Consider the following 24,473-nt stretch of genomic DNA (forward strand, 5'->3'; position numbering starts at 1 on the left):
CATCAGAACGCGGCGTAGATTGAAACTGCGGCGAGCCTGATCCTCCTAAGCCAATCAAACGCTCGTGTTCCAAATCATTCGATGACGGACAGCTAAACGAGTGCCAAATAGGTTGCCCGCATCGCAGAATTGTAAGCACTGTTGGCATGGCCCGCCTAAGGCTTCCTGTAACCACATATACGGAAGTCAGCGACGGTCGTTACCGAGTTCAAATCGACTGATGCCGCGCGAAGCTCCAATTACAGCAATGCGCAGAAAGCGGCCTTTGCAAAGTTTAACGAACGGCCCAAAGCGTGGTAGGCCTGTTGCGTTGAGAACCGCTGAAATCAACCCAAAGCGGACGACGAAAAGATGGCCAATCGGCAAAGGTTTTTTGCGTTTTCCTAACAGCGGCTACTCAATTGCCTTGCGAAATGTCTCCGTCAGCCGTTTGTTCAAACCGTGATGAGGTTCGGCTGAAGAACCGTAGTGCAACTCCGCCAAAGCAGCGATGTCATTGAAAATGACTACGGAGCCGCCTTCTTCATTCGCGTAAACCAATAGTTTTTGGCAAAAGGCATCCAAACCAATTGCCGGAAAGTCCGCCATAGCCACACCACCGGGCGCTGGTCCGCCGAATAGCAAGAGAACAGCATCCGGCAGCTCCGTCCCCAGTTGGGACGCTTCGGCCGCAAAATCGATCTCCCCAAACCAGACTGTATCGTCCTGTCCCATCACAGCTGTCCTGACACGTTCCACTGCCTCTGGAACGCTGAGCTCAGATCGCAATTCGATGATGCCATGGTTTGCAACTAATCCTTTGGTCGGCGCTGGTGCTGCATCCAAGTCGTTCAGGACTTCGAGCAACTTGTTCTCAAATGCATTCAACGCTTGGGTATTGATTAGACCATGCCGAACTTTGAGAAACTGAGAGTCTGTGTATTCGATCTGCGGTCGACCATCCTGATCGAATGAAAGAACGCGAAAAGGAAGGTCCAGACCTGCACGTACGTTCTCCTCCAGTATAGGTGTGTTTACCTCTGGATCAGAGAAAACGAGTACACGAGATGCTGGCATTTCGACGCCTTCGGCCTTGGCCAGGCGCGCGTGATCTATCGATGCGATTGGAGTAGCTCCCGCTTCGGCAACGGCAGTCTCAATCCCTAAGAAGTTTTCGTCCACCGCAGTCTGGGCAGATGAAGATTGTGCAAAAGCGGATGTCGAAACTGATAGAGTTGCAATCATCGAGAAAACAAAGCCAAACCTCACCATTTTACTACTTCCTGTTTCACCGTACTTTTTTAAGAGAAACCGCCGCCAGAGCTGCAAAAGCTATCTCGGCTGCAAGATAAAAGAGAAGTATCCCGTTCGGAACTCCATCGATAAGGATGCTTAGTATGCGTCCAACGGCCAGTCCTGACATAAACAAAAAAAGAACCCACAGCGCGGGGCGTTGTAATTCTGGTTTTGAAGCGGCTGCCAACCAAAACAAAGCGTTTGCCAGATAAAGACCCATAATCGCTCGGAAGACATGCGTCAGGTTCGTCCCTTCCACTGGAAATCCCAGCAAAACTGGGATCGAACGGCCGGGCATCAGACCGTATGACAACGCAATTGGCACGAGGCCGACGGCAGCAAGCAGAAGGACTAATCTAGCACTCATGGAGGACTCCTTCTCGTAGAGGTTTCGCTTTTTGCGAAATTCCTAGTCGGTTATTTTGGGCATCCGATGATCCGAGCCGGATGCCCACGCTGCGGTGGGAAAGGCGTATTGGTTGCCTCGCTTCCTCTACTGAGAGATGCCGCCTTCGGTTGATGTTTGTTCTTCAACATGGTCTTGATTGGCGACCGGCTTCCCGCGCGGAGGGAACTCCTCGAAAGTAGCGAGATGTGCCTGCACTAACCGGGCGGCTGGGCCGAATGCCCACATTTTCTCACCCATCCAGCGGACGTACATACCGCTTTCCTCCGCAGCTTTTTCGTAGGGATCGCGGCGGAGGTTGAAAAGCAAGGGGGCGACCAGTTCTTCCTTCGGGCCTGACCAGCCGTGGTTTTGAACGACAAAGTGCGCTTTCCAATCGTTGTAGCGTACTGCTTGGAGGTCCGTACCCTGATAGTAAATCAGCTCGCGGCGATTGCTCTCTTCATCCTCACCCGTCAGGTAAGATAGTTGATTGTAGCCATCGAGATGCACTTTATAGCCTTCATATCCCTCTAGGAGCTTTTCTCTTAGATCTGTCGGACCTCCAGCCGCAGCTACAAATGTTGGCATCCAGTCCATTCCGCTGAAGATGCCATTCAAGACTTGACCTTCTGGAATTTTGCCCGGCCAGCGAATAATCGCAGGAACTCTAAAGCCACCTTCCCAAGTAGTACCCTTTTCCCCATGAAACGGTGTCGTACCACCATCAGGCCACGTCAGTGTTTCCGGGCCATTGTCGGCGGTGAACATCACTATGGTATTATCGGCAACTCCCAGATCCTCAAGGTGGCTGAGAACGTTACCAACGTTGTTGTCCAACTCCTTCATGACAACATCCTGAAGTCCGCGCCCATTGCCCAACATAGCTTCGTATTCGGGGCTGAGGTGGGTCCAGACGTGTGCACGGGCTGGAGCCATCCAGACAAAAAACGGAGTGTCCGACTCTACTGCACGAGAAATGAAGTCCTTCGTGTAAGATGTCACTTCGTCATCCAAAGTCTTTTGGCGCTCAGGAGGCGCAGGCCCGTCATCAATAATGCGCTGCTTCCCGACTTTTCCAAATCGCGGGTCGACTGTTTCGTCTACCTCCTCTGTTGCAAATGAATGAATGATGTTGCGAGGCGCAAATTGCGCGTTGAATTCTGGGTCGTCTGGCCAATCCGGATCAGACGTATATTCCATAGCATTCAAGTGATAGAGCCAACCCCAATACTCGTCGAAACCTTTTGCAGTCGGTAGGAACTCATTGAGGTCGCCTAGATGGTTTTTTCCGAACTGCCCCGTCGTATACCCCAACTTTTTCAGGAACATCGGAAGCGTTGGGTCATCTGGGTTTAAACCTACCGGATCTCCCGGCAGTCCAACCGTGTGCATACCAGTCCGTATTGGCAATTGTCCGGTCATGAAAGCTGATCGACCGGCAGTACAACTTGGCTCGGCATAATAATCTGTGAGACGAGCACCCTCAGAGGAGAGGCGATCCAAGTTCGGCGTCTCGATGCTTTTGACACCTCCGTGGTAAACGCCGACGCTCGCCCAACCTACGTCATCTGCCATGATGACAAGAATGTTGGGCGGGGTATGTTCGTCGGCCCAAGCTCCAGTGAAAGCAAAGCAGACGGCACCCGTTACTGAGATAAGCTTGTTCATTAAGACCTCCCGACTTGGTACTTCTTACCAACCATAGGAAAAACATCGGCTTAGAGGAACGGTCTGATTTGTTAACTTTTTGGGCTCAGCACCTTGGTGCAAGAAATTTCTTCGACCAAAAAGCCCGCCAAGCCGGAATTGCAAAGTCCTGGGTTGAATGTCCGGTTTGGGCTGGAAACAGTCGTCGCCGATTGAAGCAATGAGCGATTGCTTAGAACCTTTCGAGGACATTGCGCTAAAATTGGATTGGCCCTTGGCACGATTTGTCTGCGATAGTTTCGAGCTTTGGCATCCTGACCAACTCTACGGCTTAACACCAGCTTTCTTCAAGCCTTCGACCAAAAGCGCATTGTGTTCGGGTAGACGGAAGAGGATCAAAGCTCCGGAGACAATGCTGTCTAGGAACGCTGGGGCGAAATCCGCCAGCGCCTGCTCATGTGGCAGGCCTGCTTCGGCGCGCCCGAGGTGGGCGGCACTGGCGATCATAAGAGCCCGGCGGATCGGCGCACGCGGCGTCATCTGAATGGCGTGCTCACCCCAACGCATTGCGTCTTCAAAATCAGCGTCGGCGAAGGCAGCTTGGGCGAGCGCCAGATAGGCGTCTCCTACCCAGAGGTCAGTGTCGCGTGGGGAAAGCTGGAGGGCAAGGTGGGCATGTTCGCGCGCCTGTGTGGTTCGGCCGACCAAAGATTCATGCCAGGCCATGAAGAAGATGTTCCGGGCAAAGTTCGGGTTCAGTGTGAAGCCCAAACTGAAGTCGGCGTTGGCCCCGTCAAAATCTCCACGGAAATGACGAACCATACCGCGAACGCATAAGGCGCGCGGGTCGAGTTGACCACCAAGAAACAGAGGTTCAACGCTTTTATCAGCTAGGCCCAGGTTTTCGGTGGGGTCCTCATCGAACTGGTATAGATAACGCATCAGGTAGGCAAACGCTTTGATCCAATGGGCCTGGACGTTGCGCGGGTCGAGATCAATGGCGCGATCAGAGACCGATATGACCTCATCGAACTTATCCTGAGAGTAGAAGCCTCCCGCGTAGAAGATCGCCATTGCACGTAGCGAGAGGTCGTAGGAGTTGAAGTCGATATCTCGAGCCACAGACGCGCGATCTATTTCGGCAATGGATATCTGGGGGGCGATGGCGCCGACCACGCTGCGTGTAATCTCATCCTGTAACGCGAAGATGTCGTCTAGCGTGCGGTCGTAGCGCTCGGCCCAAACATGGGCTCCATTTGTGCAGTCGATGAGTTGGGCAGTAATGCGTACGCGGTTTTGGGCTCGACGGAGGCTACCCTCTAGCATGTAGCGAACACCGAGTTCTCGAGCGATATCTATATGGGTGACGGGGCGACCCCTGAACGAAAATGAGGAGTTGCGGGCGATGACGAAAAGCTCGGGAAAGCGCGAGAGCTCTGTGATGATGTCTTCGGAAACGCCGTCACAGAAGTATTCCTGTTCTGGATCATTGGACATGTTCTGGAAGGGCAAGACAGCGATGGAGGGTTTGTCAGTGGGTTGAGATTGGTTTTGCGTGGAATCTGATTTGCCCTCCATCGCCAATTTGTAGGCGCGAACTGGCTCGGAGATGTTTTTGAGCGCTACTTCGCCAAGGTCTATGATGTCGTGTTCGATTTTGCCTCGAACCTGCCGGCATGCGTCGTCAGACAGTATGACACCGCCTGGGTCAGCGATGCCTTCGAGTCTTGCGGCAAGATTAACACCCTCGCCATAAATGTCGCCCTCGTCCAAGATTACGTCTCCAATGTGCAACCCTATTCGGAAGCTGATCCGGCTTTCGGTGGGGCTCTCGGCTTCGGCGGCGTGCAGCGCCTTCTGGAGCGTCGCTGCGGCCTCAACGGCAGAAACGACCGAGCTAAAAAGTGCAAACAGGCCATCACCAGTAAGCTTGATAATCTCACCTCCGGCACTTTCGATACTTGGATTGATGATGTCCCGTCGTAGGTCTTTGAGACGAGCAAGTGTTCCCGCCTCGTTAGCCGCCATAAGCCGTGAGTAGCCGACCATATCGGCGGCAAGTATGGCGGCAAGTCGGCGTGTCATGCGCATTTCCCAATAGCAACCTTTTTTCGAATCTATCAAGTTCGGCAGTAGTGTGCCAACTTTCGAGAATGTCCGCTTCGGGCTGCCACCGGTCATTAATGTGAAAAGTAACGAAAGGCGACAACAAGCCCAATGCGGGCTTTGCCAACCTTTCAAATCAGCATCATCCCCGACCATTTCAGTTCGAGTTTCAATCCCTAGCGGGCAAGGCAACCTCGCCTTCCCAGTCAGAAATACGGTGCGGTAGCGCCAGGAGTTTTGACGCCACACGTGTTTTGGTCGTTCCACTTCCAGTCATCCCCGAATATTTGCCGGTGGAGGAAACAATCCGCCAGTTGTTGACGCCGAAGGCAACAACCTCCCATCTCATGGTGAACGTGTCCTCTTCTTCACCATAAACACAGACGCCACCGCCGCTGACACCGCTGGGTCCGCCGAAACCCGAGCCCACGCACCGGACAAAACCAGGATCGATTGGTCCCTCGTCAACGGTATAAGTCCCATAGTTGTCCTCTTTCCAGAACACGTCCTCGCCCGCGGAAATTTGCTCTTGGTTGACGACATAGAAGTTCGTTGCCGACACTTTCTCTGCAGCAGTCAGACAATGAGGCGCAAAGAGAACTGCGGGGATAAGCATTGAACGCAACATGTTGTTTCCTTCGACAGTGGGGCAAAACCAGCATGATAGAGACTACGAAATTTATTGCTAGGAAAGGAACGCATAGCCGGACCTGAAAAGTCAGCTTCGTCCCGCATCTCAGAGATTGCAAAGCTTAGTGATGAAGGTCCGCTTTGGGCTGCGACCAGCTATTCATGCAGGCCGCGGAGAATGGCCAAGTCGACTCTAAACCTACCGAATGCTGCGACCTGTACGAATTCCGGCGCAGCACAGAAAGCTGACTTTGCAAAGTCAAAAGACAGCCCAAAGCGGCATTCGTGGTACACTCTTGCGCCGAGGCGCGTTCAGCAACAACCCGTGTGAGGCACCTGAGCCGATAAGAAAGTTCAGGTTTTTGTCGTAAATGTCGCTTCTATTAATTTTAGTCACATTCAAACTCCGCAGCAAATGTCGCAGTGATACTTTCATGCTGCACTGCCCACAAGTAAAAGCTGTCTGTTGGTTGGCCTTTCGCGTCGACCGTTCTAACGTTTTGTTTTGGCATCGACATACGGAATCTTCGACCACGCCACAGAGCGTCACACTGAACCGAGAACTGGTTTACTTGATTGTGTGAACGTCAGATTGGTCTACACGCCAGTTTCACGCCTTCCGGCCTCATTCGTCTTGTAGCTCAGAGCCCGCTTCGGGGCGGAGAAGTACAGACAATACTCGGCGGTGAATACGATCTAGATCGTAATCGGTTAGTTCTAATCCCTCAGTCATCCGCGCTTTGAATGATTGAAAGTCTCCGCGAGTAATCTCGTCACGGTTTTTGTCGTCTCCGGCGAGTTGCTGCGCGAGTTTTTCCTTTCGGAAGTCCAGCAGAAAACGGGAAAATCGAGCGTTCAATTCGGAGTACTGAGGGGACTCCTCGATAGGCGATTTGTTTTTCATCAATTCGGTATCCGATAGCCATGGAACTGCCCGAGCGGTTTTGCTGGGCAAGTACAACATTCTGGTCAGCTTTTGCGTGTGACGCGTATGAGACGATTTGGTTCCATGGCCACAGTCTTGAGATTTTCTGGTCTTGGTCAATAGCGCGAATGTTATCGACGGTCGCCTAACGCAGAACAATCTCAGAACTCTACAGGAATCTTTTTTATTTTATTTCAAAGTCTTAAGAATCTGCGGGCATTAAAGACCGTTCAAATGGGCGCAAAAATCAACCTTATGGGCTATTTATGCCCACCCACACAATTTGTGCAGCGCTTCATACCTATCCGCATTTGGAATGACCGCAGCTGCGGCAGGTCATGCAGCCTTCGATCATGACCATGTCGTACTGACCGCAGGACGGGCAGGCTTTGCCACGTGGCGCGTCCAGGTTCACCACTTGCGCCTGGGGATCGGATTTCAACCCCATCCCTTCGCCTTCCAGAAAGCCGATGGCGACCATGTGTTGTTCGATCACGCCCCCGATCGCGGCCAGGATCGATGGGATATACTTGCCTTTGACCCACGCCCCGCCGCGCGGGTCGAAAACGGCTTTCAGCTCTTCGACCACAAAGGACACGTCCCCACCCCGACGGAACACGGCCGAGATCATCCGCGTCAGCGCCAGTGTCCAGGCGTAATGTTCCATGTTCTTGGAGTTGATAAACACTTCGAACGGGCGGCGGCGGCCCGAGATGATGATGTCGTTGATGGTCAGATAAATCGCGTGCTCGCTATCGGGCCATTTCAGCTTGTAGGTCGACCCCTCCAGCGATTGCGGGCGATCCAGCGGTTCGGACATGTAGATGACGTCGCCGCCTTCAATTTCATGAGGCGCATTCGCGCTTTCCCCCGGCACCTTGTCATCGCTTTCCGAAACGGTCAGAACCGAGCCGGTCACATCGTTGGGGCGATAGGTCGTGCACCCTTTGCAGCCCTGATCCCAGGCCTGCATGTAGACATCCTTGAATGCGTCAAAGCTGATATCTTCCGGGCAGTTGATGGTCTTGGAGATCGAGCTGTCGATCCATTTCTGCGCTGCCGCCTGCATCTTGACGTGATCCGACGGCGTCAGGGTCTGGGCATTGACGAAATAGTCCGGCAGAGCTGCGTCGCCAAACTTGTCGCGCCACATCTGAACGGCGTAATCCACGACCTCTTCTTCGGTGCGCGAGCCGTCTTTTTGCAGAACCTTGCGGGTGTAGGCATAGGCAAAGACCGGTTCAATCCCTGACGACACGTTCCCGGCATAAAGCGAAATCGTGCCCGTGGGCGCAATCGAGGTCAGCAGAGCGTTGCGGATACCATGTTCGCGGATCGCATCGCGGACGTCGTCATCCATTTGCTGCATCGTGCCGCTGGCCAGATATTTCTCGGCGTCGAACAGGGGGAACGCGCCTTTCTCCTTAGCCAGATCGACCGAGGCCAGATATGCGGCGCGGGCGATTGCGTGCAACCAGCGTTCCGTCTGGCGCGCCGCCTCGTCGGACCCATAGCGCAGGCCCAGCATCAGCAGCGCATCCGCAAGACCCGTCACGCCCAGCCCGATGCGGCGCTTGTCCTGCGCTTCCGCCTCTTGCTCGGCCAGCGGGAATTTCGAGGCGTCCACGACGTTATCCATCATGCGCACGGCTGTCGCGACCAGTTCCTGCAACGCCGGTTCATCCAGATGCGCGGCATCCCCAAATGGTTCGGCAACCAGCCGCGCCAGATTGATCGAGCCCAGCAGGCAAGCCCCGTACGGCGGCAGAGGCTGTTCGCCACAGGGGTTCGTCGCGGCGATGGTTTCAACATAGCTCAGGTTGTTGGCCTGATTGATGCGGTCGATGAAGATCACGCCCGGTTCAGCATAATCATATGTGGCCTGCATGATCTTGTTCCACAGATCACGCGCCTGAACGGTGTGATAGATCTTGCCGTCAAACTGCAACTCCCACGGGCCGTCGGCCTTGACCGCCTCCATGAAGGGATCGGTCACCAGCACCGACATGTTGAACATGCGCAGGCGGGCCGGGTCGGATTTGGCGGTGATGAACTGTTCGATATCAGGGTGATCACAGCGCATGGTGGCCATCATCGCCCCCCGGCGCGAGCCCGCGGACATGATTGTGCGGCACATTGCGTCCCACACATCCATGAAGCTGAGCGGGCCAGAGGCATCTGCCGCCACACCTTTCACATCCGCGCCACGCGGGCGGATGGTCGAGAAATCATAGCCGATCCCGCCCCCCTGCTGCATGGTCAGCGCGGCCTCTTTCAGCATGTCAAAGATGCCGCCCATGCTGTCGGGGATGGTGCCCATAACGAAGCAGTTGAACAGTGTCACCTGCCGCGCGGTGCCTGCGCCAGCAGTGATGCGCCCGGCGGGCAGATATTTGAAATCTTCCAGTGCCTCGTAGAACCTGTCTTCCCAATGATCCGGGTCGTCCTCGACCCGCGCGAGGTCACGGGCGATGCGTCGCCAGCTGTCTTCAACCGTCTGATCGATGGGCGTGCCATCCGCCTGTTTGAAGCGGTATTTCATGTCCCAGATCTGCTCGGCGATGGGGGCGGCAAAGCGGCTCATTGGTGATTCCCTGTGCTGAAAGAGGTATCCAGACTAACACCCACTACACCTTGATGAAAGCCAATCCTGAGCTACAATGGATAGATAGCAAAGGGACGACTCTGTGGGAAAGCTGTGGATAAGTACGTGAACCTCATCAAACTTTCGGTTGGTTCGGAAAGCGTGGACTCTCTGATCGCGTGGCAAGACAGCCGCAAACCGCTTTATGAGGACGGATATCCGCGCCACGTAACCCGCATGTGGCCCAAACGTGATGCCGAGATTCTGAATGGCGGATCAATCTATTGGGTCATCAAAGGTGTCGTACAGTGCCGTCAGCGCATTCTGCGCCTGGACGAGGTGATCGGCGAGGACGGTATCCGCCGCTGCGCCATCGTTCTCGACCCTAACGTACATCGGACCCAGAACGCCTTGAAACGCCCGTTTCAGGGTTGGCGATACCTGAAGCCCGAAGATACACCAGCCGACCTTCCGAAAGGGCGCGCGCAGGATGACACCCTGCCCGATGATCTGAACCGCGCCCTTGCGGATATCGGTGTGCTGTAGTTACCGCAGCCGATCCAGCATTTCCGTCAGAACCGCCTTATCCGCCGCGTCGACCTTTGCAACCCGGCTGCGCCACAACGTGGCCTGCGATTGCAGGATCAGACCGTCCGACAGGATCTTGAGGTGGTTTGCCCGCAGGGTTTCACCTGAGGAGGTGATATCGGCAATTGCTTCGGCTGTTTCGTTCATGACCGTACCTTCGGTCGCTCCCTGGCTGTCGACCAGAGTGTAGTCGGCCACGCCCGCGTCGGTCAGGAACTCCCGCACCAGTCGGTGATATTTGGTGGCGATCCGCAGCCGGTGGCCATGGGTGTTGCGAAATGCTGCTGCCGCCGCATCGAGATCGTCCAGCGTGTCCACATCGACCCAGCAGGCGGGTGTGGCGATGATCAGATCGGCTTTGCCAAAGCCCAGCTGCGCGATCTCTTCGACCTGCTGTTCCCAGCGCGGAAGTTTTTCTTGCACCAGATCGATCCCGGTGACGCCCAGATGAATACGGCCCGACGCAAGTTCGCGCGGAATTTCACCCGCCGACAACAGAACCAGCGAGACGCCGTCAATCCCGTCGACCCTACCCGCATATTCCCGGTCCGAGCCGTTGCGGGACAGCACGATGCCATGTTTTTCGAACCATGAAACGGTCTTTTCCATCAACCGGCCCTTCGAGGGCACGCCCAGTTTCACACTCATAGCACGGCCTCCTCGATTTCAAGCATCAGGTCCGGGCGGATCACTCCGCCGATCGCGGGGATTTCGGCCCCATCCCCCAAACGGCGCGTCAGCGCATCATAGCGCCCACCGGTGGCGACAGGCGGCAGGTCGGGACGGCCTTCGGCGTAGAACCCAAAGACAAACCCGTCGTAATATTCCATCGATGTCCGGCCATAAGACGCTTCGAAATCCAGCCGGGCGACGTCGACGCCACGCGCTTGCAGGGCTGCGATCCGCGCCTCCAATCGGTCCAGTGCCGGGGTGATCTGCGGCAGATCCACTGCCACATCCCTCAGCTGTTCCAACGCGAAGGGCATGGTTTCACGCACATTCAGCAGCGTTTCCAACCCGGCCAGTTCATTGTCAGAGATCGGCGGCGCAGCGCGATCTTCACGCAGGGCTTTGATCCGGTCGGCAATCTCGGGCCCGCGGCGCTTGCCGATCATCGGAACATCAACCGCCATCGGGTCGTCCGCGTCCAAAAGCGCGTCACGGCCTTCGGGCCCCGGTTTACGCCCTGCAAACCGGTCCAGCAGCGCACGAAACCGGCGCGGCCGCCACAGGTGCCGCATCAGCGCGGCCTTGCGGCGGTCTGTGGTCCGAAGCCCTTCGACAGCCGCGGTTAGGATACCGATATCCCCGGTCGCTGCGCGCAGAGGCAGCCCGCGCAGTTGCATTGCCATCAGCGAAAACACTTCGGCATCGGCACCAGCGGGATCATCGCGGTCAAAAACCTCGTACCCCACCTGAATATATTCGTTCGAACGGTCCGGGTCGTGTTCCTGACGGCGGAACACCTCACCTGAATAGGTATAGCGCGCTGGCTCGGCCCCGTCCCGCATGTGCATCTGAACAACAGGCAGGGTGAAATCCGGGCGCAGCATCTGCTCGCCCCGCAGCGCGTCCGAGGTGACGTAGGCACGGGCGCGGATATCCTCGCCATAGAGGTCCAGCAACATTTCAGCGGGTTGCAGCAGCGGGGTATCCACCACCTGCGCGCCCGCAGCCTCGAACCGGACACGCATCATCGCGGCACGGGCCTGTATCTGGGAACGGTTGGGCATGGGTCAGTCCTGACTGTTCAGAATTTCACGCACTTTCGCGACCAGATCAGCGCGCGATACTTCGAACTGGCTGGGGCGTTCTTTCCATTCCTCCAGCGTGGCGCTTTCGGCGATCTTAGCCCCAAGGATCAGGTCCTTGATCTGCACGATGCCTTTTGCCTTTTCGTCCCCGCCTTCGATCACCGCAACCGGAGAGTTGCGCTTGTCCGCGTATTTCAACTGATTGCCAAAGTTCTTGGGATTGCCCAGATACACCTCGGCCCGGATGCCCGCATTGCGCAGCTCGGCCACCATCGCCTGATAATCGGCCATCCTGTCGCGATCCATGACGGTGACGACCACGGGGCCTTTGGCCTGGGCGCTGATCCGGCCCTTTTCGCGCAGCGCCGCCAGTAACCGATCGACGCCGATGGACACCCCGGTCGCGGGCACTTCCTGCCCGGTGAACCGCTTGACCAGATCGTCATAGCGCCCGCCGCCCGCAACCGAGCCGAATTGCCGCTTGCGGCCTTTCTCGTCGAAGATTTCGAACGTCAGTTCGGCCTCGTAGACCGGACCGGTGTAATAGCCCAGGCCACGGACGACGGAGGGGTCAATGACAATGCGGTCGGGGCCGTAGCCGCCAGCGGAGAGAAGTTCAGCGATCTGTTCCAGTTCAGCAATCCCATCCGCCCCAATCTTGCTGTCACCCACGGCAATGCGGAGGTTAGCCAATGTACCAGCGGTATCGACGGCCTTGGAAGTCAGGAAGGCGATAACCGGGTCTGCCTGATCATCGCTGAGACCAACGCCGTCGATAAACGCGCCCGACGCGTCCAGACGACCCTTGGTCAGCAACTCGCGCACACCCTGCTCACCCACCTTGTCGAATTTGTCGATGGTGCGAAGAACATTGTCTCGTGCGGCTTGATCATCGCCAAGCCCCATCGCCTCCAGCACACCGTTCAAAACCTTCCGGTTATTCACCCGGATGATGTAGTCACCGCGCGGGATGCCAACCTCTTCCAGCGTGTCAGCCAGCATTGCACAGATCTCGGCGTCAGCAGCCATCGAGGCGGTTCCAACCGTATCCGCATCGCACTGGTAGAACTGCCGAAAGCGCCCCGGCCCCGGCTTTTCGTTGCGCCAGACCGGACCCATTGCATAGCGGCGGTAAGGCGTCGGCAGGTCGTTGCGGTGCTGGGCATAGACACGGGCCAGTGGCGCGGTCAGGTCATAGCGCAGGGCCATCCAGTCGCCATTTCCGCCCTCGTCAAACTCCTGCCATGCAAAGACGCCTTCGTTCGGGCGATCCACGTCGGGCAGGAACTTGCCCAGCGCCTCGACGGTTTCCACCGCGCTGCTTTCCAGCGCGTCAAATCCGTACCGATGATAGACACCCGCAATCGTCCTCAGCATCTCGGTGCGCTGCGTGACTTCCTCGCCGAAATAGTCACGGAACCCTTTCGGCGTTTCGGCCTTGGGGCGGGGCTGTTTCTTGAGCTTGGCCATGTGGGGCGTCCTTGGGAGTGTACCTGTTCCGCGCGCGGTCTATCCCATGGCCCGCATCTGGGCAAGGCGCGCTTTCTCTGGCCAAGGCGTCACAGGGTCGCTATGTGCAGCCTGAAAGACAGGAGCATTCCATGCAGCATCTGGAAGAACAGATTGCCCATCTGACCCGCACGGTTGACGAATTGAACGCGGTTGTCACCAGGCAACAGGCCGAGATTGACCGGCTGACCCGCCGTGTCGAGATGCTGCTGCACCGCGAGGCCGAACGCGCACAGGAAGGGTCAGGCGGCGTTGTCCTTGGTGACGAACGCCCGCCACATTACTGAAGGCTTACAGCCCCAGCGTTGATTTCACCGCGTTGTCGACGACGCCACCCAGCAGGGCGTTTTCATCCCCAGCGCAGCCGTCTTTCAGAGCCGCCACAAATGTTTCGCGCAGCGTGGCCTTTTCCTCGTCCGAACTGGCATGGGCTTCGAGGTCGACCTGACGGTTATAAAGTGACAACGCCGTCATCTTGCCGACCACGTCCACAATGTATTCTTCATTCCCGTCGGCCTCTTCGATGACCGACGCGCAGGTGTGGTACATAAGCGGCAGCGCCGCTTGCACCATCTTTTCGGCTTCCTCGTCCGCAAGGGCAAAACCGGGCCCTGTAAGCAGCGTTGTGGTGGTGATCACTTTCATCGCGTTCAAACGCATCATCCCGCCCCCGCTTATTTCGAGTTCGCGCCGATCAGCGCACCAACAATTGCCCCAGCGGCGGCGCCTTTGCCGTCGCCGATCAAGGCCCCAACCCCGGCCCCAATCACAGCACCTTTGATCGTGTTCTCTTTCTTTTTGTCGTCCGCAAGCGTGGCTGTCGCCGAAACCAAAGCCAGCGATGCCGCCGCCCCCAATACAATCGTTCTGAGATTGAGACCTGCAATCGTCATATCAACGCCCTCCCGTGGCATGAGTAGAAGACATATTTGCAAGGTCAGCCTAGCGATGCGCTAACTGTCTGGCAACAAAGCGGTGTCAGATCTCTTCGACGGTCATCACGCCTTCCAGCGATTTGATCGCGCCCTTGATCTGCGGGTTTATCGGAAACACGCGCCCCAAGTCGATTTCGACGTCGCCGGGCAGGCCGGGGTCCAGCAACAGCAGCTGGATCGGTCCTCGGGCCGCACCCTTGGCAGCGGTTGCGGCTTCTTCAAGAACCGTTGCAATCGTCGACACTGCCCGCGCTTCGTCGACAAAGATGCGCAGGCCCGTCGCCCCGGCTTCGGCCACCACAGAATCCGCTGGTCCAACCGAACGCCCCAGCAGCTTGAGCTGATCGGACTCCATCGTCGCCTCAACGGTCAGAACCACCTGAGCGCCGGTTTCCAGAAACTCGCGGCATTTCTCCAGCGTGTCGGAAAACAGCGTGACCTCATAAGCGCCGGTCGGGTCCGAAAGCTGGGCAAAGGCGAACCGGTTGCCCTTGGCCGATTTCCGTTCCTGCCGCCCGGCAACCACTCCGGCCATCTTGGCGATCAACGGGCCAGAGCGGGCTTTCTCTGTCACCTCGTCCAGCGTCAAAACCTGTTTACGCTTCAAGGCCGGCATATAGTCGTCCAGCGGATGACCAGAGAGGTAGAATCCGATGGCCTTGAACTCTTCGCTCAGACGTTCAGCCGGCAACCAGTCGGGGGTCGGCGCCAGGCGCGGTTCGGGCAGGTCATCTCCGGCCTCGCCAAACAGTGACACCTGGTTCGAATTCTTCTGTTCATGGATCGCGGCCGAATACTGCACCAGCGCATCTAGGCTTTCAAACACACGGCGGCGGTTCCGGTCCAGCTCATCAAAGGCCCCGGCGCGGGCCAGCATCTCAAGCGGGCGTTTGCCCACTTTCTTCAGATCAACGCGGCGGGCGAAATCGAACAGGTTAACAAACGGCTTGTCCGCGCGAGCCGCAACGATCAGGTTCATCGCCTCGACACCCACATTCTTGAGCGCGCCCAGCGCATAGACCAGATGTCCGTTATCAACATCGAACGTGGCCTGAGATCGGTTCACACAAGGTGGGACATACGGCAGTTCCAGCCCTTTTCGGACCTCTTCGAAATAGATCGCCAGCTTGTCGGTCAGATGGATATCGCAATTCATGACGCCCGCCATGAATTCAACCGGATGGTTCGCCTTCAACCAGCCGGTTTGATAGCTGACCACCGCATAGGCGGCGGCGTGGGATTTGTTGAAGCCGTAATTGGCGAATTTCTCGAGAAGGTCGAAGACTTCGCTGGCTTTCTTGGCATCCACCCCGTTTTCTGCCGCGCCTTTTTCGAACTTGGGGCGTTCGGCATCCATCGCCTCTTTGATCTTCTTACCCATCGCGCGGCGCAGCAGGTCTGCACCGCCCAGGCTGTACCCCGCCATGACTTGCGCGATCTGCATCACCTGTTCCTGATAGACGATAATACCTTGAGTTTCCTCAAGAATGTGGTCGATCAGCGGGTGAACGGATGTGATTTCGCGCAGCCCGTTCTTGACCTCGCAATAGGTCGGGATGTTCTCCATCGGGCCGGGACGATAGAGCGCGACGAGGGCCACGATATCCTCGATACAGGTGGGTTTCATGCGCTTGAGCGCGTCCATCATGCCCGAGCTTTCCACCTGGAACACCGCGACCGTCTTGGCCGCTGAATAGAGCTTATACGTCGCCTCGTCATCCAGCGGGATGGCGTTGATCTGGTTCTCGGCCCCCTCGGCAGGTTCGTAAAGCTCGGTGCCATCGGCGGCGATATGCAGCTTCCGTCCGGACTTGAAGATCAGGTCCATCGCGTTCTGGATCACGGTCAGGGTTTTCAGACCCAGAAAGTCGAACTTTACCAGCCCGGCCTGTTCCACCCATTTCATGTTGAATTGGGTCGCAGGCATGTCGGATCGCGGGTCCTGATAGATCGGCACCAGCGCGTCCAGTGGCCGGTCGCCAATCACAACCCCAGCCGCGTGGGTCGAGGCGTTGCGCAGCAGCCCTTCGACCTGCTGGCCGTATGTCAGCAGACGATCCACCACCTCTTCGTTGCGCGCTTCTTCCCGCAGGCGCGGCTCGTCCTTCAGGGCTTTTTCGATGGAAACCGGTTTGACACCTTCCACGGGGATCATCTTAGACAGACGGTCCACCTGCCCGTACGGCATTTGCAGCACCCGCCCGATGTCGCGCACGGCGGCCTTTGACAGCAAGGCACCAAAAGTGATGATCTGCCCCACCTTGTCGCGCCCGTATTTCTGCTGCACGTAACGGATCACCTCTTCTCGGCGATCCATGCAGAAGTCGATATCGAAGTCGGGCATCGAAACCCGTTCGGGATTCAGGAACCGTTCAAACAGCAGGCTATAACGCAGCGGGTCGAGGTCGGTAATTGTCAGCGCATAAGCCACCAGCGAGCCCGCACCCGATCCCCGCCCCGGTCCAACCGGAATATCGTGATCCTTGGCCCATTGGATAAAGTCGGCAACGATCAGGAAGTAACCAGGAAAGCCCATGCCTTCGATGATGCCAAGTTCGAAATCCAACCGCTCCTGATACTCCTCGGGCGTCACCGCATGGGGGATTACCGCCAAACGTTTCTGCAAGCCTTCATTCGCGATGCGGCGCAGTTCAGCGACCTCGTCATCGGCGAATTTCGGCAGGATGGGATCGCGGCGATAAGCCATAAAGGCGCAACGCCGCGCGATCTCGACCGTGTTCTTAATGGCCTCGGGCAGATCAGCGAACAGCGTCACCATTTCCTGCTGCGACTTGAAATAATGCTGCGCGGTCAGGCGGCGGCGACCTTCCTGCTGGTCGACATAAGCCCCTTCGGCGATACAGATCAGCGCATCATGGGCCTCGTACATATCCGAGGTCGGGAAATAGACGTCATTGGTGGCAACCAGCGGCAGGTTCTTGGCATAGGCCATCTCGATATGGCCGCGCTCGGTCTGGCGTTCGGCCTCGGGTTGGCCGTCTTCACCTGGGTGACGCTGGAGTTCGATATACAGACGATCCGGGAAAATCGCGGCCAACCGATCCACCAGCGCCTCGGCCGCCGGACGTTGCCCCTGTTGCAACAGGCGGCCCACCGGCCCGTCAGGCCCTCCGGACAGGCAGATCAGCCCGTCGGCGCGGTCCGCAAGCTCGTCCAGCGTGACCTGCGGCAACTGCCCGCCCTTGTCCACGTAAAGGCACGTGCTCAGCTTCATCAGGTTCTCGTACCCCGCCTCGGACTGTGCCAGCAGAACAAGCGGCGCGGGCGATTTTTGTTTTTCCCCCGGTTGCGACTGCACATAAGTCAGATCAACCTGACATCCCATGATCGGCTGGACACCAGCCTGACTGGCTGTCACCGAAAATTCCAGCGCCGAAAACATGGAATTCGTGTCAGTCACTGCAACGGCAGGCATCTCCATCTTCTCGCACAGGGCGGGCAGTTTTTTCAGCCGCACAGCGCCTTCCAGAAGGGAATATTCGGTGTGAACACGTAGGTGAATGAATCGGGGGGTACTGCTCATGAACGGCAGGCTACCCTAGCCGCGAGGCATGCAAAAGCCGGAACCTGCGCCGTTGTTTGGCAAAATAATCATTTTCGATTATTCGGATTTTCCAGAAGGTGCTTCGGAAAGCGACATCTTCACTGACAAAAAAACGCTTTAGTTTCAAACAACTGATATCTACACAGGGTGCGCAATTCCACGCCGATTGGCTGTAATGATGCATCATACAGGCAGTTTTTCTTGCCAGATCACGCATGCTGTTTCTAACATCCATTGGCAAGCTATCCGCCCGCCACTCTTTCTACGTCGCATCGAAGGAGGGCACCACCAGGGCGCAACCGGGTAAGGCGACGGGTTTCTCGAATGGACATCACGTTTCTTCTGAACGGAGAGACAGTGGAGCTGACGGACATCGATCCGACAGCCACTCTGCTGGATTGGCTGCGTGAAGATCGTGGCCTGACCGGCACCAAGGAAGGCTGCAACGAAGGCGATTGCGGTGCCTGCACTGTCATGGTGACGGATGCGGGTGGTGCAAAGGCCCTGAACTCGTGCATCCTTTTCTTGCCGCAACTGCATGGCAAGGCGGTTCGAACCGTCGAAGGCGCCAGCAGCCCCGATGGCGAGGTCCATCCGGTTCAGCAGGCTATGGTTGACCTGCACGGTTCGCAATGCGGCTTTTGCACGCCCGGTTTTGTCATGTCGATGGTGGCCGGTCACACCAATGGCGCGACGGATCACGATACACAGCTTGCCGGTAATCTGTGCCGTTGCACGGGTTACGCTCCCATTATTCGCGCAGCCGAAGCGGCCGAGAAACAGCCCGTGCCTGTCTGGGTCAAAGACAAGCCTGTCGCAACGCCTGCCGCCTCACCCATGCTGCCGGGCTCGTCCGACGCGCTGGCTGCCGTATATGCCGAGAACCCGAATGCCACTTTGGTTGCGGGCGCAACAGATGTTGGGCTTTGGGTGACCAAGCAACTGCGCGATCTTGATCCGGTGATCTTCCTGAACCGCTGTGACGATCTCAAAGAGATCACGATCACCGACGAAGAAATTCGTTTCGGTGCCATGGTCGATATGAACCGCATGGGCGACGCCTTGGTGGACATTCACCCATCCTATGCTGAAATGATCCGGCGCTATGCCAGTGTTCAGGTCCGTCACGCGGCCACTGTGGGCGGCAACATCGCCAATGGCTCACCAATCGGAGACAACCCGCCCGCGCTGATTGCATTGGGTGCGACGCTGCACCTGCGCAAAGGTGATGAGCGCCGGTCAGTCCTGCTGGAAGACTTCTTCATCGATTACGGCAAACAGGACCGCGCACCGGGTGAGTTTGTCGAAGCCGTCAGCTTCCTGCGTCAGGCGGACCGGCTGAAATGCTACAAGCTGAGCAAACGGTTCGATCAGGATATCTCGGCGGTGTGCGGATGTTTCAACATTACCATTTCGGACGGGCGGGTGGCGGATGCGCGCATCGCGTTTGGCGGTATGGCTGGCATTCCGAAACGGGCAACCCATGTCGAGGCCGCGCTGATCGGCAAACCGTGGGCGCGCGAGACGATTGACGCCGCGCTGCCCGCTTTTTCCGACGATTATTCACCGCTTACGGATATGCGCGCCTCGGCCACGTACAGGCTTGAGACCGCCAAAGCGATGCTGGAACGGTACTTCCTTGAGGATCAGGGCCAAGTGACCAACGTGCTGGAGGTATCGGCATGAGCGTAACCAAACCCCTTCCCCATGACGCGGCACCGCTGCACGTATCCGGTTCCGCCCGGTATGTGGACGACATCCCGACGCCAAAGGGCACATTGCATCTGGCCTTTGGCCTGAGCCCGATCGCCAAGGGCACGATTACCGCGATGGACCTGTCTGCCGTGAAAGCGGCACCCGGGGTCGTCAGGGTCATGACGGCACAGGACCTGCCCTTTGCCAACGATGTTTCGCCCTCGATCCATGACGAGCCTTTGCTGTCCGACGGGACGGTTCACTATATCGGCCAGCCTGTTTTCCTTGTGGTTGCCACCAGCCATCTGGCCGCCCGCAAGGCGGTTCGGTTGGGCAAGATCGACTATGCCGAGGAAACACCGATCCTGACGGTTGAAGAAGCTCTGGCCGCAGACAGCCGATTTGAAGACGGGCCCCGCATCTATGCCAAGGGCGATGCGGACGCCGCGATTGAAAGCGCCGCCCACGTCATCGACGGGACGTTCGAGATCGGCGGTCAGGAGCATTTCTATCTGGAAGGTCAGGCTGCGCTTGCCGTGCCGAATGAAGGCGGCGACATGCTGGTCCACAGCTCGACCCAGCACCCGACCGAGATACAGCACAAGGTGGCGGACGCTCTGGGCCTGCCCATGCATGCGATCCGCGTCGAAACCCGGCGCATGGGTGGCGGATTCGGCGGCAAGGAAAGCCAGGGGAATGCGCTGGCCGTCGCCTGCGCGGTGGCTGCACGGGCAACCGGCAAAGCCTGCAAGATGCGCTATGACCGCGATGATGACATGATCATCACCGGCAAACGCCACGCCTTCCGGATTTCCTATCGCGCGGGATTTGACGAACAGGGTCACATTCAGGGCGTGTCCTTTCTGCAATACGCAATCTGCGGCTGGGCGCAGGACCTGTCCCTGCCCGTCGCCGACCGTGCGATGCTGCATTCTGACAATGCATACCTGTTGCCCAATGCCCGGATTGAAAGCCATCGGTTGAAGACCAACACGCAGTCAGCCACCGCCTATCGCGGGTTTGGTGGCCCGCAGGGGATGGTTGCCATCGAACGTGTGATGGACCACGCCGCGCATGAACTTGGGCTGGACCCGGTGGAATTGCGCCGTCGCAACTATTACGAGCCCGCGCATAAGGTTGCCGAAGTCCAACCTCACGAAAAACCGCTGGGTCATCCCGACCCGCACGAAGACCTGACCAGCCGTGGCGCGGTGGAAACAGGGACGGCCCCGGTCCGCCCCCTGCCCGCTGGTGGCAACACGACGCCCTACGGCATGGAGGTCAGCGATTTCGAACTGCATGGCATGACCGAAGCGCTGATGAAGTCCAGCAACTATGCCGCGCGCAAAGCGGCCATCGAGAAATGGAATGCCGAAAACAGCGTGATCAAGAAGGGCATCGCCTTTTCTCCGGTCAAGTTCGGTATTTCCTTCACACTGACCCATCTGAATCAGGCCGGTGCGCTGGTGCATGTGTATCAGGATGGTTCGGTCCACCTGAATCATGGTGGCACCGAGATGGGTCAGGGTCTGTTCCAGAAGGTCGCGCAAGTGGCCGCGGCGCGTTTCGGCATCCCGCTTGAGATGGTCAAGATCACCGCCACGGATACGGCAAAAGTGCCCAATACCTCGGCCACGGCGGCGTCTTCAGGCAGCGATCTGAACGGTATGGCGGTGAAAGCGGCCTGCGATACGATCCGCGACCGGATGGCCGATTATCTGGCTGAACGGCATCAGGCCGACCCCTCTGCGGTCACTTTCACGGATGGCCACGTTTCGGTTGGTGAAGAACGGTACACGTTCGCCGAAGCTGCCGCACTGGCCTATCAGGGTCGCATAAGCCTGTCGGCCACCGGCTTTTATAAAACGCCCAAGATCGAATGGGACCGGATCGCGGGGCGCGGTCGCCCGTTTTACTATTTCGCCTATGGTGCTTCGGTCACCGAGGTGGCTGTGGACACGTTGACGGGTGAGAACCGCATTCTGCGCACAGATATCCTGCATGACGCGGGCGCTTCGCTGAACCCGGCGCTGGATGTCGGACAGGTCGAAGGCGGTTACGTGCAGGGCGCGGGCTGGCTGACAACCGAGGAACTGGTCTGGGACGGGAAGGGCAACCTGCGCACACATGCACCCTCGACCTACAAGATCCCGGCCTGTTCCGACCGGCCCGATATTTTCAACGTCGCACTTTGGGATGGCGAGAACCGAGAGGACACCATCTATCGCTCGAAAGCCGTGGGGGAACCCCCATTCATGCTGGGAATATCGGCCTGGCTGGCGCTTTCGAATGCGGTGGCGGCCTGCGGGGACACTTATCCGGCGCTCAACGCGCCCGCCACCGCCGAAGAGGTCTGGCGCGGCGTCCAGAGGATGAAGGGAGGCATCTGATGGGATTTGACCTTGAGGCTTTGAGGGAGGCGGTCAAAACCCACGGCAAAGTGGTCCGGGTGGTCATCGCCGGGATCAAAGGGTCGTCTCCACGTGAAGTCGGTGCCGCCATGCTGGTCTGGGACGGTGGGCAAAGCGGCACAATCGGCGGCGGAACACTGGAATACCAGGCGGCACATGCCGCACTGTTGCAAACCACGCCAACCCGCCTGACGCATCATGCGCTTGGACCCGAGTTGGGGCAATGCTGCGGCGGTGCCGTGTCGTTGCTGAGCGAGGTTTACGGCGCAAAGACCGTCTATGATCTGGACGATGCGGTCATCGCGCGCCCGACCAAGGATGGCGCGATGCCCCTGTCGGTCAAGCGAATGCTGGCGACGGCGCGCGGACAGGGGATTGCGCCCGAACCGCAGCTGATTGACGGCTGGATGGTTGAACCCGTTCACAAGCCGACACGCAATCTGTGGATCTGGGGCGCGGGCCATGTCGGCCGGGCGCTGGTGGATGTGCTGTCCCCGCTTCCCGATCTTGCGATCACCTGGGTGGATACCAGCCGTCAGCGCTTTCCGGCCGCTGTGCCAGCGGGCGTGACAATTGTTCCGGCGGCAAAACCGGCCGAGCTGGTCCGCCATGCCCCATGTGACGCCGAACATCTTGTGCTTACATACTCGCATAATCTTGACTTTGAACTGTGCAACAGACTGCTTTTGCACGATTTTGGCTTTGCGGGGCTGATTGGCTCGGCTACGAAATGGGCGCGATTCCGGTCGCGGCTGGCCGCCCTTGGGCATCCGCCTGAACGGATTAGCCGGATCACCTGCCCGATCGGTGACCCGTCGATGGGGAAGCATCCGCATATGATCGCCGTGGGCGTCGCTGCACAATTGCTGCGCCCGGCCCTGCAAAACAAGTTGAAGAAGGACCTGAGCGCGTGACCATTCCACTTTTGAGCTTGCAAGGGCTGACCAAAGCCTACCCCGGTGTTGTGGCCAATGATCAGGTGTCCTTTGACATCGGTGAAGGCGAAGTGCACGCGCTGCTGGGTGAAAACGGCGCGGGGAAATCCACGCTGGTAAAAATGATCTATGGGCTTGTGAAGCCGGACAGCGGCACCATGAAACTGCGCGGCAATCCGTTTGCGCCGCCCGAACCCCGCGCGGCCCGTGCGGATGGGATCGCGATGGTGTTCCAGCATTTTTCGCTGTTTGACGCGCTGAACGTGGCCGAGAATATCGCGCTGGGGATGGAGAACCCGCCCCCGATGGGGGATCTGGCATCGCGCATTCGCGAAGTTTCGGAAACTTATGGCCTTCCGCTGGACCCGTTTCGCACGGTTGGCGACCTGTCCGCAGGCGAACGCCAGCGGGTCGAGATCATCCGCTGCCTGTTGCAGGACCCCAAGCTGCTGATCATGGACGAACCGACCTCGGTTCTGACCCCGCAAGAGGTCGATATTCTGTTTGAGACGCTGAACAAGCTACGCTCCGAGGGAACCTCGATCCTGTATATCTCGCATAAACTGGAGGAAATCCGAACGCTATGCGACCATGCTACGATCCTGCGTCTGGGCAAGAACGTGGGCGAATGTGTCCCCGCTGAAACCTCGGCGCGTGACATGGCCGAGATGATGGTCGGGTCAACCTTGCAGACGCCCGAACGCTCGGGCCGGGAACTGGGCGAGGTCGCGCTGGATGTCAGCGGGCTGTCAGTCCCCTCGCCTTCGGAATTCGGCACCGCATTGCGCAATGTGCACATGACGGTCCGCAAGGGCGAGGTTCTGGGCATCGGCGGCGTTGCCGGAAACGGGCAGGATGAGTTGCTGGGCGTGTTGTCCGGGGAAATCCTGACATCGGCGGATGCAATCAAGTTCAACGGTCAGGCGATCGGCAAGCTCGGCCCGACAGCGCGCCGTAAGCTGGGCGTTCTGACCGCGCCCGAGGAACGGTTAGGCCACGCAGCGGCACCCGACATGAGCCTGACCGAAAACGCTTTGCTGACCGGATCTGTGCGGGAAGGGCTTGAGAAAAATGGCTTCTTGAAATGGTCCGAAACCCGGAGTTTTGCCGAAAAGATCATCGAAGCCTTCGACGTTCGCACGCCCGGGCCCGAAAACGCAGCGCGGTCCTTGTCCGGCGGTAACCTGCAGAAATTCGTGATTGGACGCGAAGTGCTGCAAAACCCTGATGTGTTGGTGGTAAACCAGCCAACCTGGGGGGTGGATGCCGCGGCGGCCGCGTCGATCCGGCAAGCCATACTCGATCTTGCGGCGAAAGGCACAGCGGTGATCTGCATCTCGCAGGATCTGGATGAGCTGATGGAGATCTCGGACAGTTTTGCGGCCTTGAACGAAGGTCGGCTGAGCGCACCGCGCCCGACCACCGGCCTGACGGTGGATGAGATTGGCCTGATGATGGGCGGCGCCCATGGCATGGAGGTGGCACATGTGTGATCTGCTGGGCCGCCTTCGGCTAGAGTATTTGCG

Annotated in this window: 19 protein-coding genes; 6 read left to right on the forward strand and 13 right to left on the reverse strand. The window is 58.0% G+C overall.

Annotated features, from left to right (window positions below):
- Positions 1-393 precede the first annotated feature (393 nt).
- The 7 genes from ACR0AD_RS18975 to ACR0AD_RS19005 form a co-directional block, all read right to left on the reverse strand.
- Complete coding sequence (locus tag ACR0AD_RS18975) at positions 394-1,251, reverse strand: DUF302 domain-containing protein (RefSeq protein ID WP_480489022.1); 858 nt, start codon at positions 1,249-1,251, stop codon at positions 394-396.
- 16 nt (positions 1,252-1,267) lie between these two features.
- A complete protein-coding gene (locus ACR0AD_RS18980) occupies positions 1,268-1,642 on the reverse strand; it encodes a DUF4345 domain-containing protein (protein WP_480489020.1) in 375 nt (124 codons plus the stop codon).
- Between the two features lie 126 nt (positions 1,643-1,768).
- Complete coding sequence (locus ACR0AD_RS18985; RefSeq protein WP_480489018.1) at positions 1,769-3,331, reverse strand: arylsulfatase; 1,563 nt, start codon at positions 3,329-3,331, stop codon at positions 1,769-1,771.
- A 303-nt stretch (positions 3,332-3,634) separates the two neighbouring features.
- Entirely contained in the window at positions 3,635-5,395 is a 1,761-nt protein-coding gene (locus ACR0AD_RS18990) for an adenylate/guanylate cyclase domain-containing protein (protein WP_170556818.1), read from the reverse strand.
- A gap of 190 nt (positions 5,396-5,585) precedes the next feature.
- Positions 5,586-6,044, reverse strand: coding sequence for a hypothetical protein (locus ACR0AD_RS18995; protein ID WP_480474019.1), 459 nt, complete (start codon positions 6,042-6,044; stop codon positions 5,586-5,588).
- Between the two features lie 627 nt (positions 6,045-6,671).
- On the reverse strand, positions 6,672-6,950 hold the full coding sequence (locus tag ACR0AD_RS19000; protein WP_170723698.1) for a hypothetical protein: 279 nt from the start codon (positions 6,948-6,950) through the stop codon (positions 6,672-6,674).
- Positions 6,951-7,272: 322 nt separating this feature from the next.
- Entirely contained in the window at positions 7,273-9,555 is a 2,283-nt protein-coding gene (locus ACR0AD_RS19005) for an adenosylcobalamin-dependent ribonucleoside-diphosphate reductase (RefSeq protein ID WP_480489016.1), read from the reverse strand.
- 114 nt (positions 9,556-9,669) lie between these two features.
- Between ACR0AD_RS19005 and ACR0AD_RS19010 the strand changes: the two genes are divergently transcribed.
- Positions 9,670-10,101: a DUF1489 family protein gene (locus ACR0AD_RS19010; RefSeq protein WP_267363648.1), complete on the forward strand. Its 432-nt coding sequence runs from the start codon at positions 9,670-9,672 to the stop codon at positions 10,099-10,101.
- On the opposite strand, the gene hisG is transcribed toward ACR0AD_RS19010, so the two are convergent.
- From hisG to hisS, 3 genes are read right to left on the reverse strand one after another with little or no spacing between them, the layout of a single operon-like run.
- Entirely contained in the window at positions 10,102-10,791 is a 690-nt protein-coding gene (hisG, locus tag ACR0AD_RS19015; RefSeq protein ID WP_480489014.1) for an ATP phosphoribosyltransferase, read from the reverse strand.
- A complete protein-coding gene (locus ACR0AD_RS19020) occupies positions 10,788-11,876 on the reverse strand; it encodes an ATP phosphoribosyltransferase regulatory subunit (protein ID WP_480489012.1) in 1,089 nt (362 codons plus the stop codon). Before ACR0AD_RS19020 ends, hisG begins: the two co-directional genes overlap by 4 nt.
- A gap of 3 nt (positions 11,877-11,879) precedes the next feature.
- Positions 11,880-13,367 (reverse strand): histidine--tRNA ligase, encoded by a 1,488-nt coding sequence (gene hisS, locus ACR0AD_RS19025; RefSeq protein WP_480489010.1) that lies wholly within the window; start codon positions 13,365-13,367, stop codon positions 11,880-11,882.
- 131 nt (positions 13,368-13,498) lie between these two features.
- Here hisS and ACR0AD_RS19030 point away from each other — a divergent pair, with 131 nt between their 5' ends.
- Positions 13,499-13,693, forward strand: coding sequence for a SlyX family protein (locus tag ACR0AD_RS19030; protein ID WP_480484821.1), 195 nt, complete (start codon positions 13,499-13,501; stop codon positions 13,691-13,693).
- A gap of 4 nt (positions 13,694-13,697) precedes the next feature.
- Here ACR0AD_RS19030 and ACR0AD_RS19035 read toward each other — a convergent pair whose 3' ends face one another.
- The 3 genes from ACR0AD_RS19035 to dnaE form a co-directional block, all read right to left on the reverse strand.
- A complete protein-coding gene (locus ACR0AD_RS19035; RefSeq protein ID WP_480489008.1) occupies positions 13,698-14,069 on the reverse strand; it encodes a hypothetical protein in 372 nt (123 codons plus the stop codon).
- Positions 14,070-14,080: 11 nt separating this feature from the next.
- Positions 14,081-14,299: a YMGG-like glycine zipper-containing protein gene (locus tag ACR0AD_RS19040; protein WP_480475390.1), complete on the reverse strand. Its 219-nt coding sequence runs from the start codon at positions 14,297-14,299 to the stop codon at positions 14,081-14,083.
- A gap of 85 nt (positions 14,300-14,384) precedes the next feature.
- Positions 14,385-17,885 (reverse strand): DNA polymerase III subunit alpha, encoded by a 3,501-nt coding sequence (dnaE, locus tag ACR0AD_RS19045; protein WP_480489006.1) that lies wholly within the window; start codon positions 17,883-17,885, stop codon positions 14,385-14,387.
- A 345-nt stretch (positions 17,886-18,230) separates the two neighbouring features.
- On the opposite strand from dnaE, the gene xdhA reads away from it, so the two are divergent.
- From xdhA to ACR0AD_RS19065, 4 genes are read left to right on the forward strand one after another with little or no spacing between them, the layout of a single operon-like run.
- Entirely contained in the window at positions 18,231-19,592 is a 1,362-nt protein-coding gene (gene xdhA, locus ACR0AD_RS19050; RefSeq protein ID WP_480489004.1) for a xanthine dehydrogenase small subunit, read from the forward strand.
- Positions 19,589-21,991 (forward strand): xanthine dehydrogenase molybdopterin binding subunit, encoded by a 2,403-nt coding sequence (gene xdhB / locus ACR0AD_RS19055; RefSeq protein WP_480489002.1) that lies wholly within the window; start codon positions 19,589-19,591, stop codon positions 21,989-21,991. Before xdhA ends, xdhB begins: the two co-directional genes overlap by 4 nt.
- On the forward strand, positions 21,991-22,926 hold the full coding sequence (xdhC, locus tag ACR0AD_RS19060; RefSeq protein ID WP_480489000.1) for a xanthine dehydrogenase accessory protein XdhC: 936 nt from the start codon (positions 21,991-21,993) through the stop codon (positions 22,924-22,926). Before xdhB ends, xdhC begins: the two co-directional genes overlap by 1 nt.
- The gene (locus ACR0AD_RS19065) at positions 22,923-24,440 is read left to right on the forward strand and encodes an ABC transporter ATP-binding protein (RefSeq protein WP_480488998.1); all 1,518 of its coding nucleotides are present in this window, start codon (positions 22,923-22,925) and stop codon (positions 24,438-24,440) included. Before xdhC ends, ACR0AD_RS19065 begins: the two co-directional genes overlap by 4 nt.
- Positions 24,441-24,473 lie beyond the last annotated feature (33 nt).

Source organism: Ruegeria sp. BH8, from assembly GCF_056538065.1.

Coding starts and splice junctions, on each gene's coding strand:
- ACR0AD_RS18975 (WP_480489022.1), bottom strand. CDS start 1,251: ATGGTGAGGTTTGGCTTTGTTTTCTCGATGATTGCAACTCTATCAGTT.
- ACR0AD_RS18980 (WP_480489020.1), bottom strand. CDS start 1,642: ATGAGTGCTAGATTAGTCCTTCTGCTTGCTGCCGTCGGCCTCGTGCCA.
- ACR0AD_RS18985 (WP_480489018.1), bottom strand. CDS start 3,331: ATGAACAAGCTTATCTCAGTAACGGGTGCCGTCTGCTTTGCTTTCACT.
- ACR0AD_RS18990 (WP_170556818.1), bottom strand. CDS start 5,395: ATGACACGCCGACTTGCCGCCATACTTGCCGCCGATATGGTCGGCTAC.
- ACR0AD_RS18995 (WP_480474019.1), bottom strand. CDS start 6,044: ATGTTGCGTTCAATGCTTATCCCCGCAGTTCTCTTTGCGCCTCATTGT.
- ACR0AD_RS19000 (WP_170723698.1), bottom strand. CDS start 6,950: ATGAAAAACAAATCGCCTATCGAGGAGTCCCCTCAGTACTCCGAATTG.
- ACR0AD_RS19005 (WP_480489016.1), bottom strand. CDS start 9,555: ATGAGCCGCTTTGCCGCCCCCATCGCCGAGCAGATCTGGGACATGAAA.
- hisG (WP_480489014.1), bottom strand. CDS start 10,791: ATGAGTGTGAAACTGGGCGTGCCCTCGAAGGGCCGGTTGATGGAAAAG.
- ACR0AD_RS19020 (WP_480489012.1), bottom strand. CDS start 11,876: ATGCCCAACCGTTCCCAGATACAGGCCCGTGCCGCGATGATGCGTGTC.
- hisS (WP_480489010.1), bottom strand. CDS start 13,367: ATGGCCAAGCTCAAGAAACAGCCCCGCCCCAAGGCCGAAACGCCGAAA.
- ACR0AD_RS19030 (WP_480484821.1), top strand. CDS start 13,499: ATGCAGCATCTGGAAGAACAGATTGCCCATCTGACCCGCACGGTTGAC.
- ACR0AD_RS19035 (WP_480489008.1), bottom strand. CDS start 14,069: ATGATGCGTTTGAACGCGATGAAAGTGATCACCACCACAACGCTGCTT.
- ACR0AD_RS19040 (WP_480475390.1), bottom strand. CDS start 14,299: ATGACGATTGCAGGTCTCAATCTCAGAACGATTGTATTGGGGGCGGCG.
- dnaE (WP_480489006.1), bottom strand. CDS start 17,885: ATGAGCAGTACCCCCCGATTCATTCACCTACGTGTTCACACCGAATAT.
- xdhA (WP_480489004.1), top strand. CDS start 18,231: ATGGACATCACGTTTCTTCTGAACGGAGAGACAGTGGAGCTGACGGAC.
- xdhB (WP_480489002.1), top strand. CDS start 19,589: ATGAGCGTAACCAAACCCCTTCCCCATGACGCGGCACCGCTGCACGTA.
- xdhC (WP_480489000.1), top strand. CDS start 21,991: ATGGGATTTGACCTTGAGGCTTTGAGGGAGGCGGTCAAAACCCACGGC.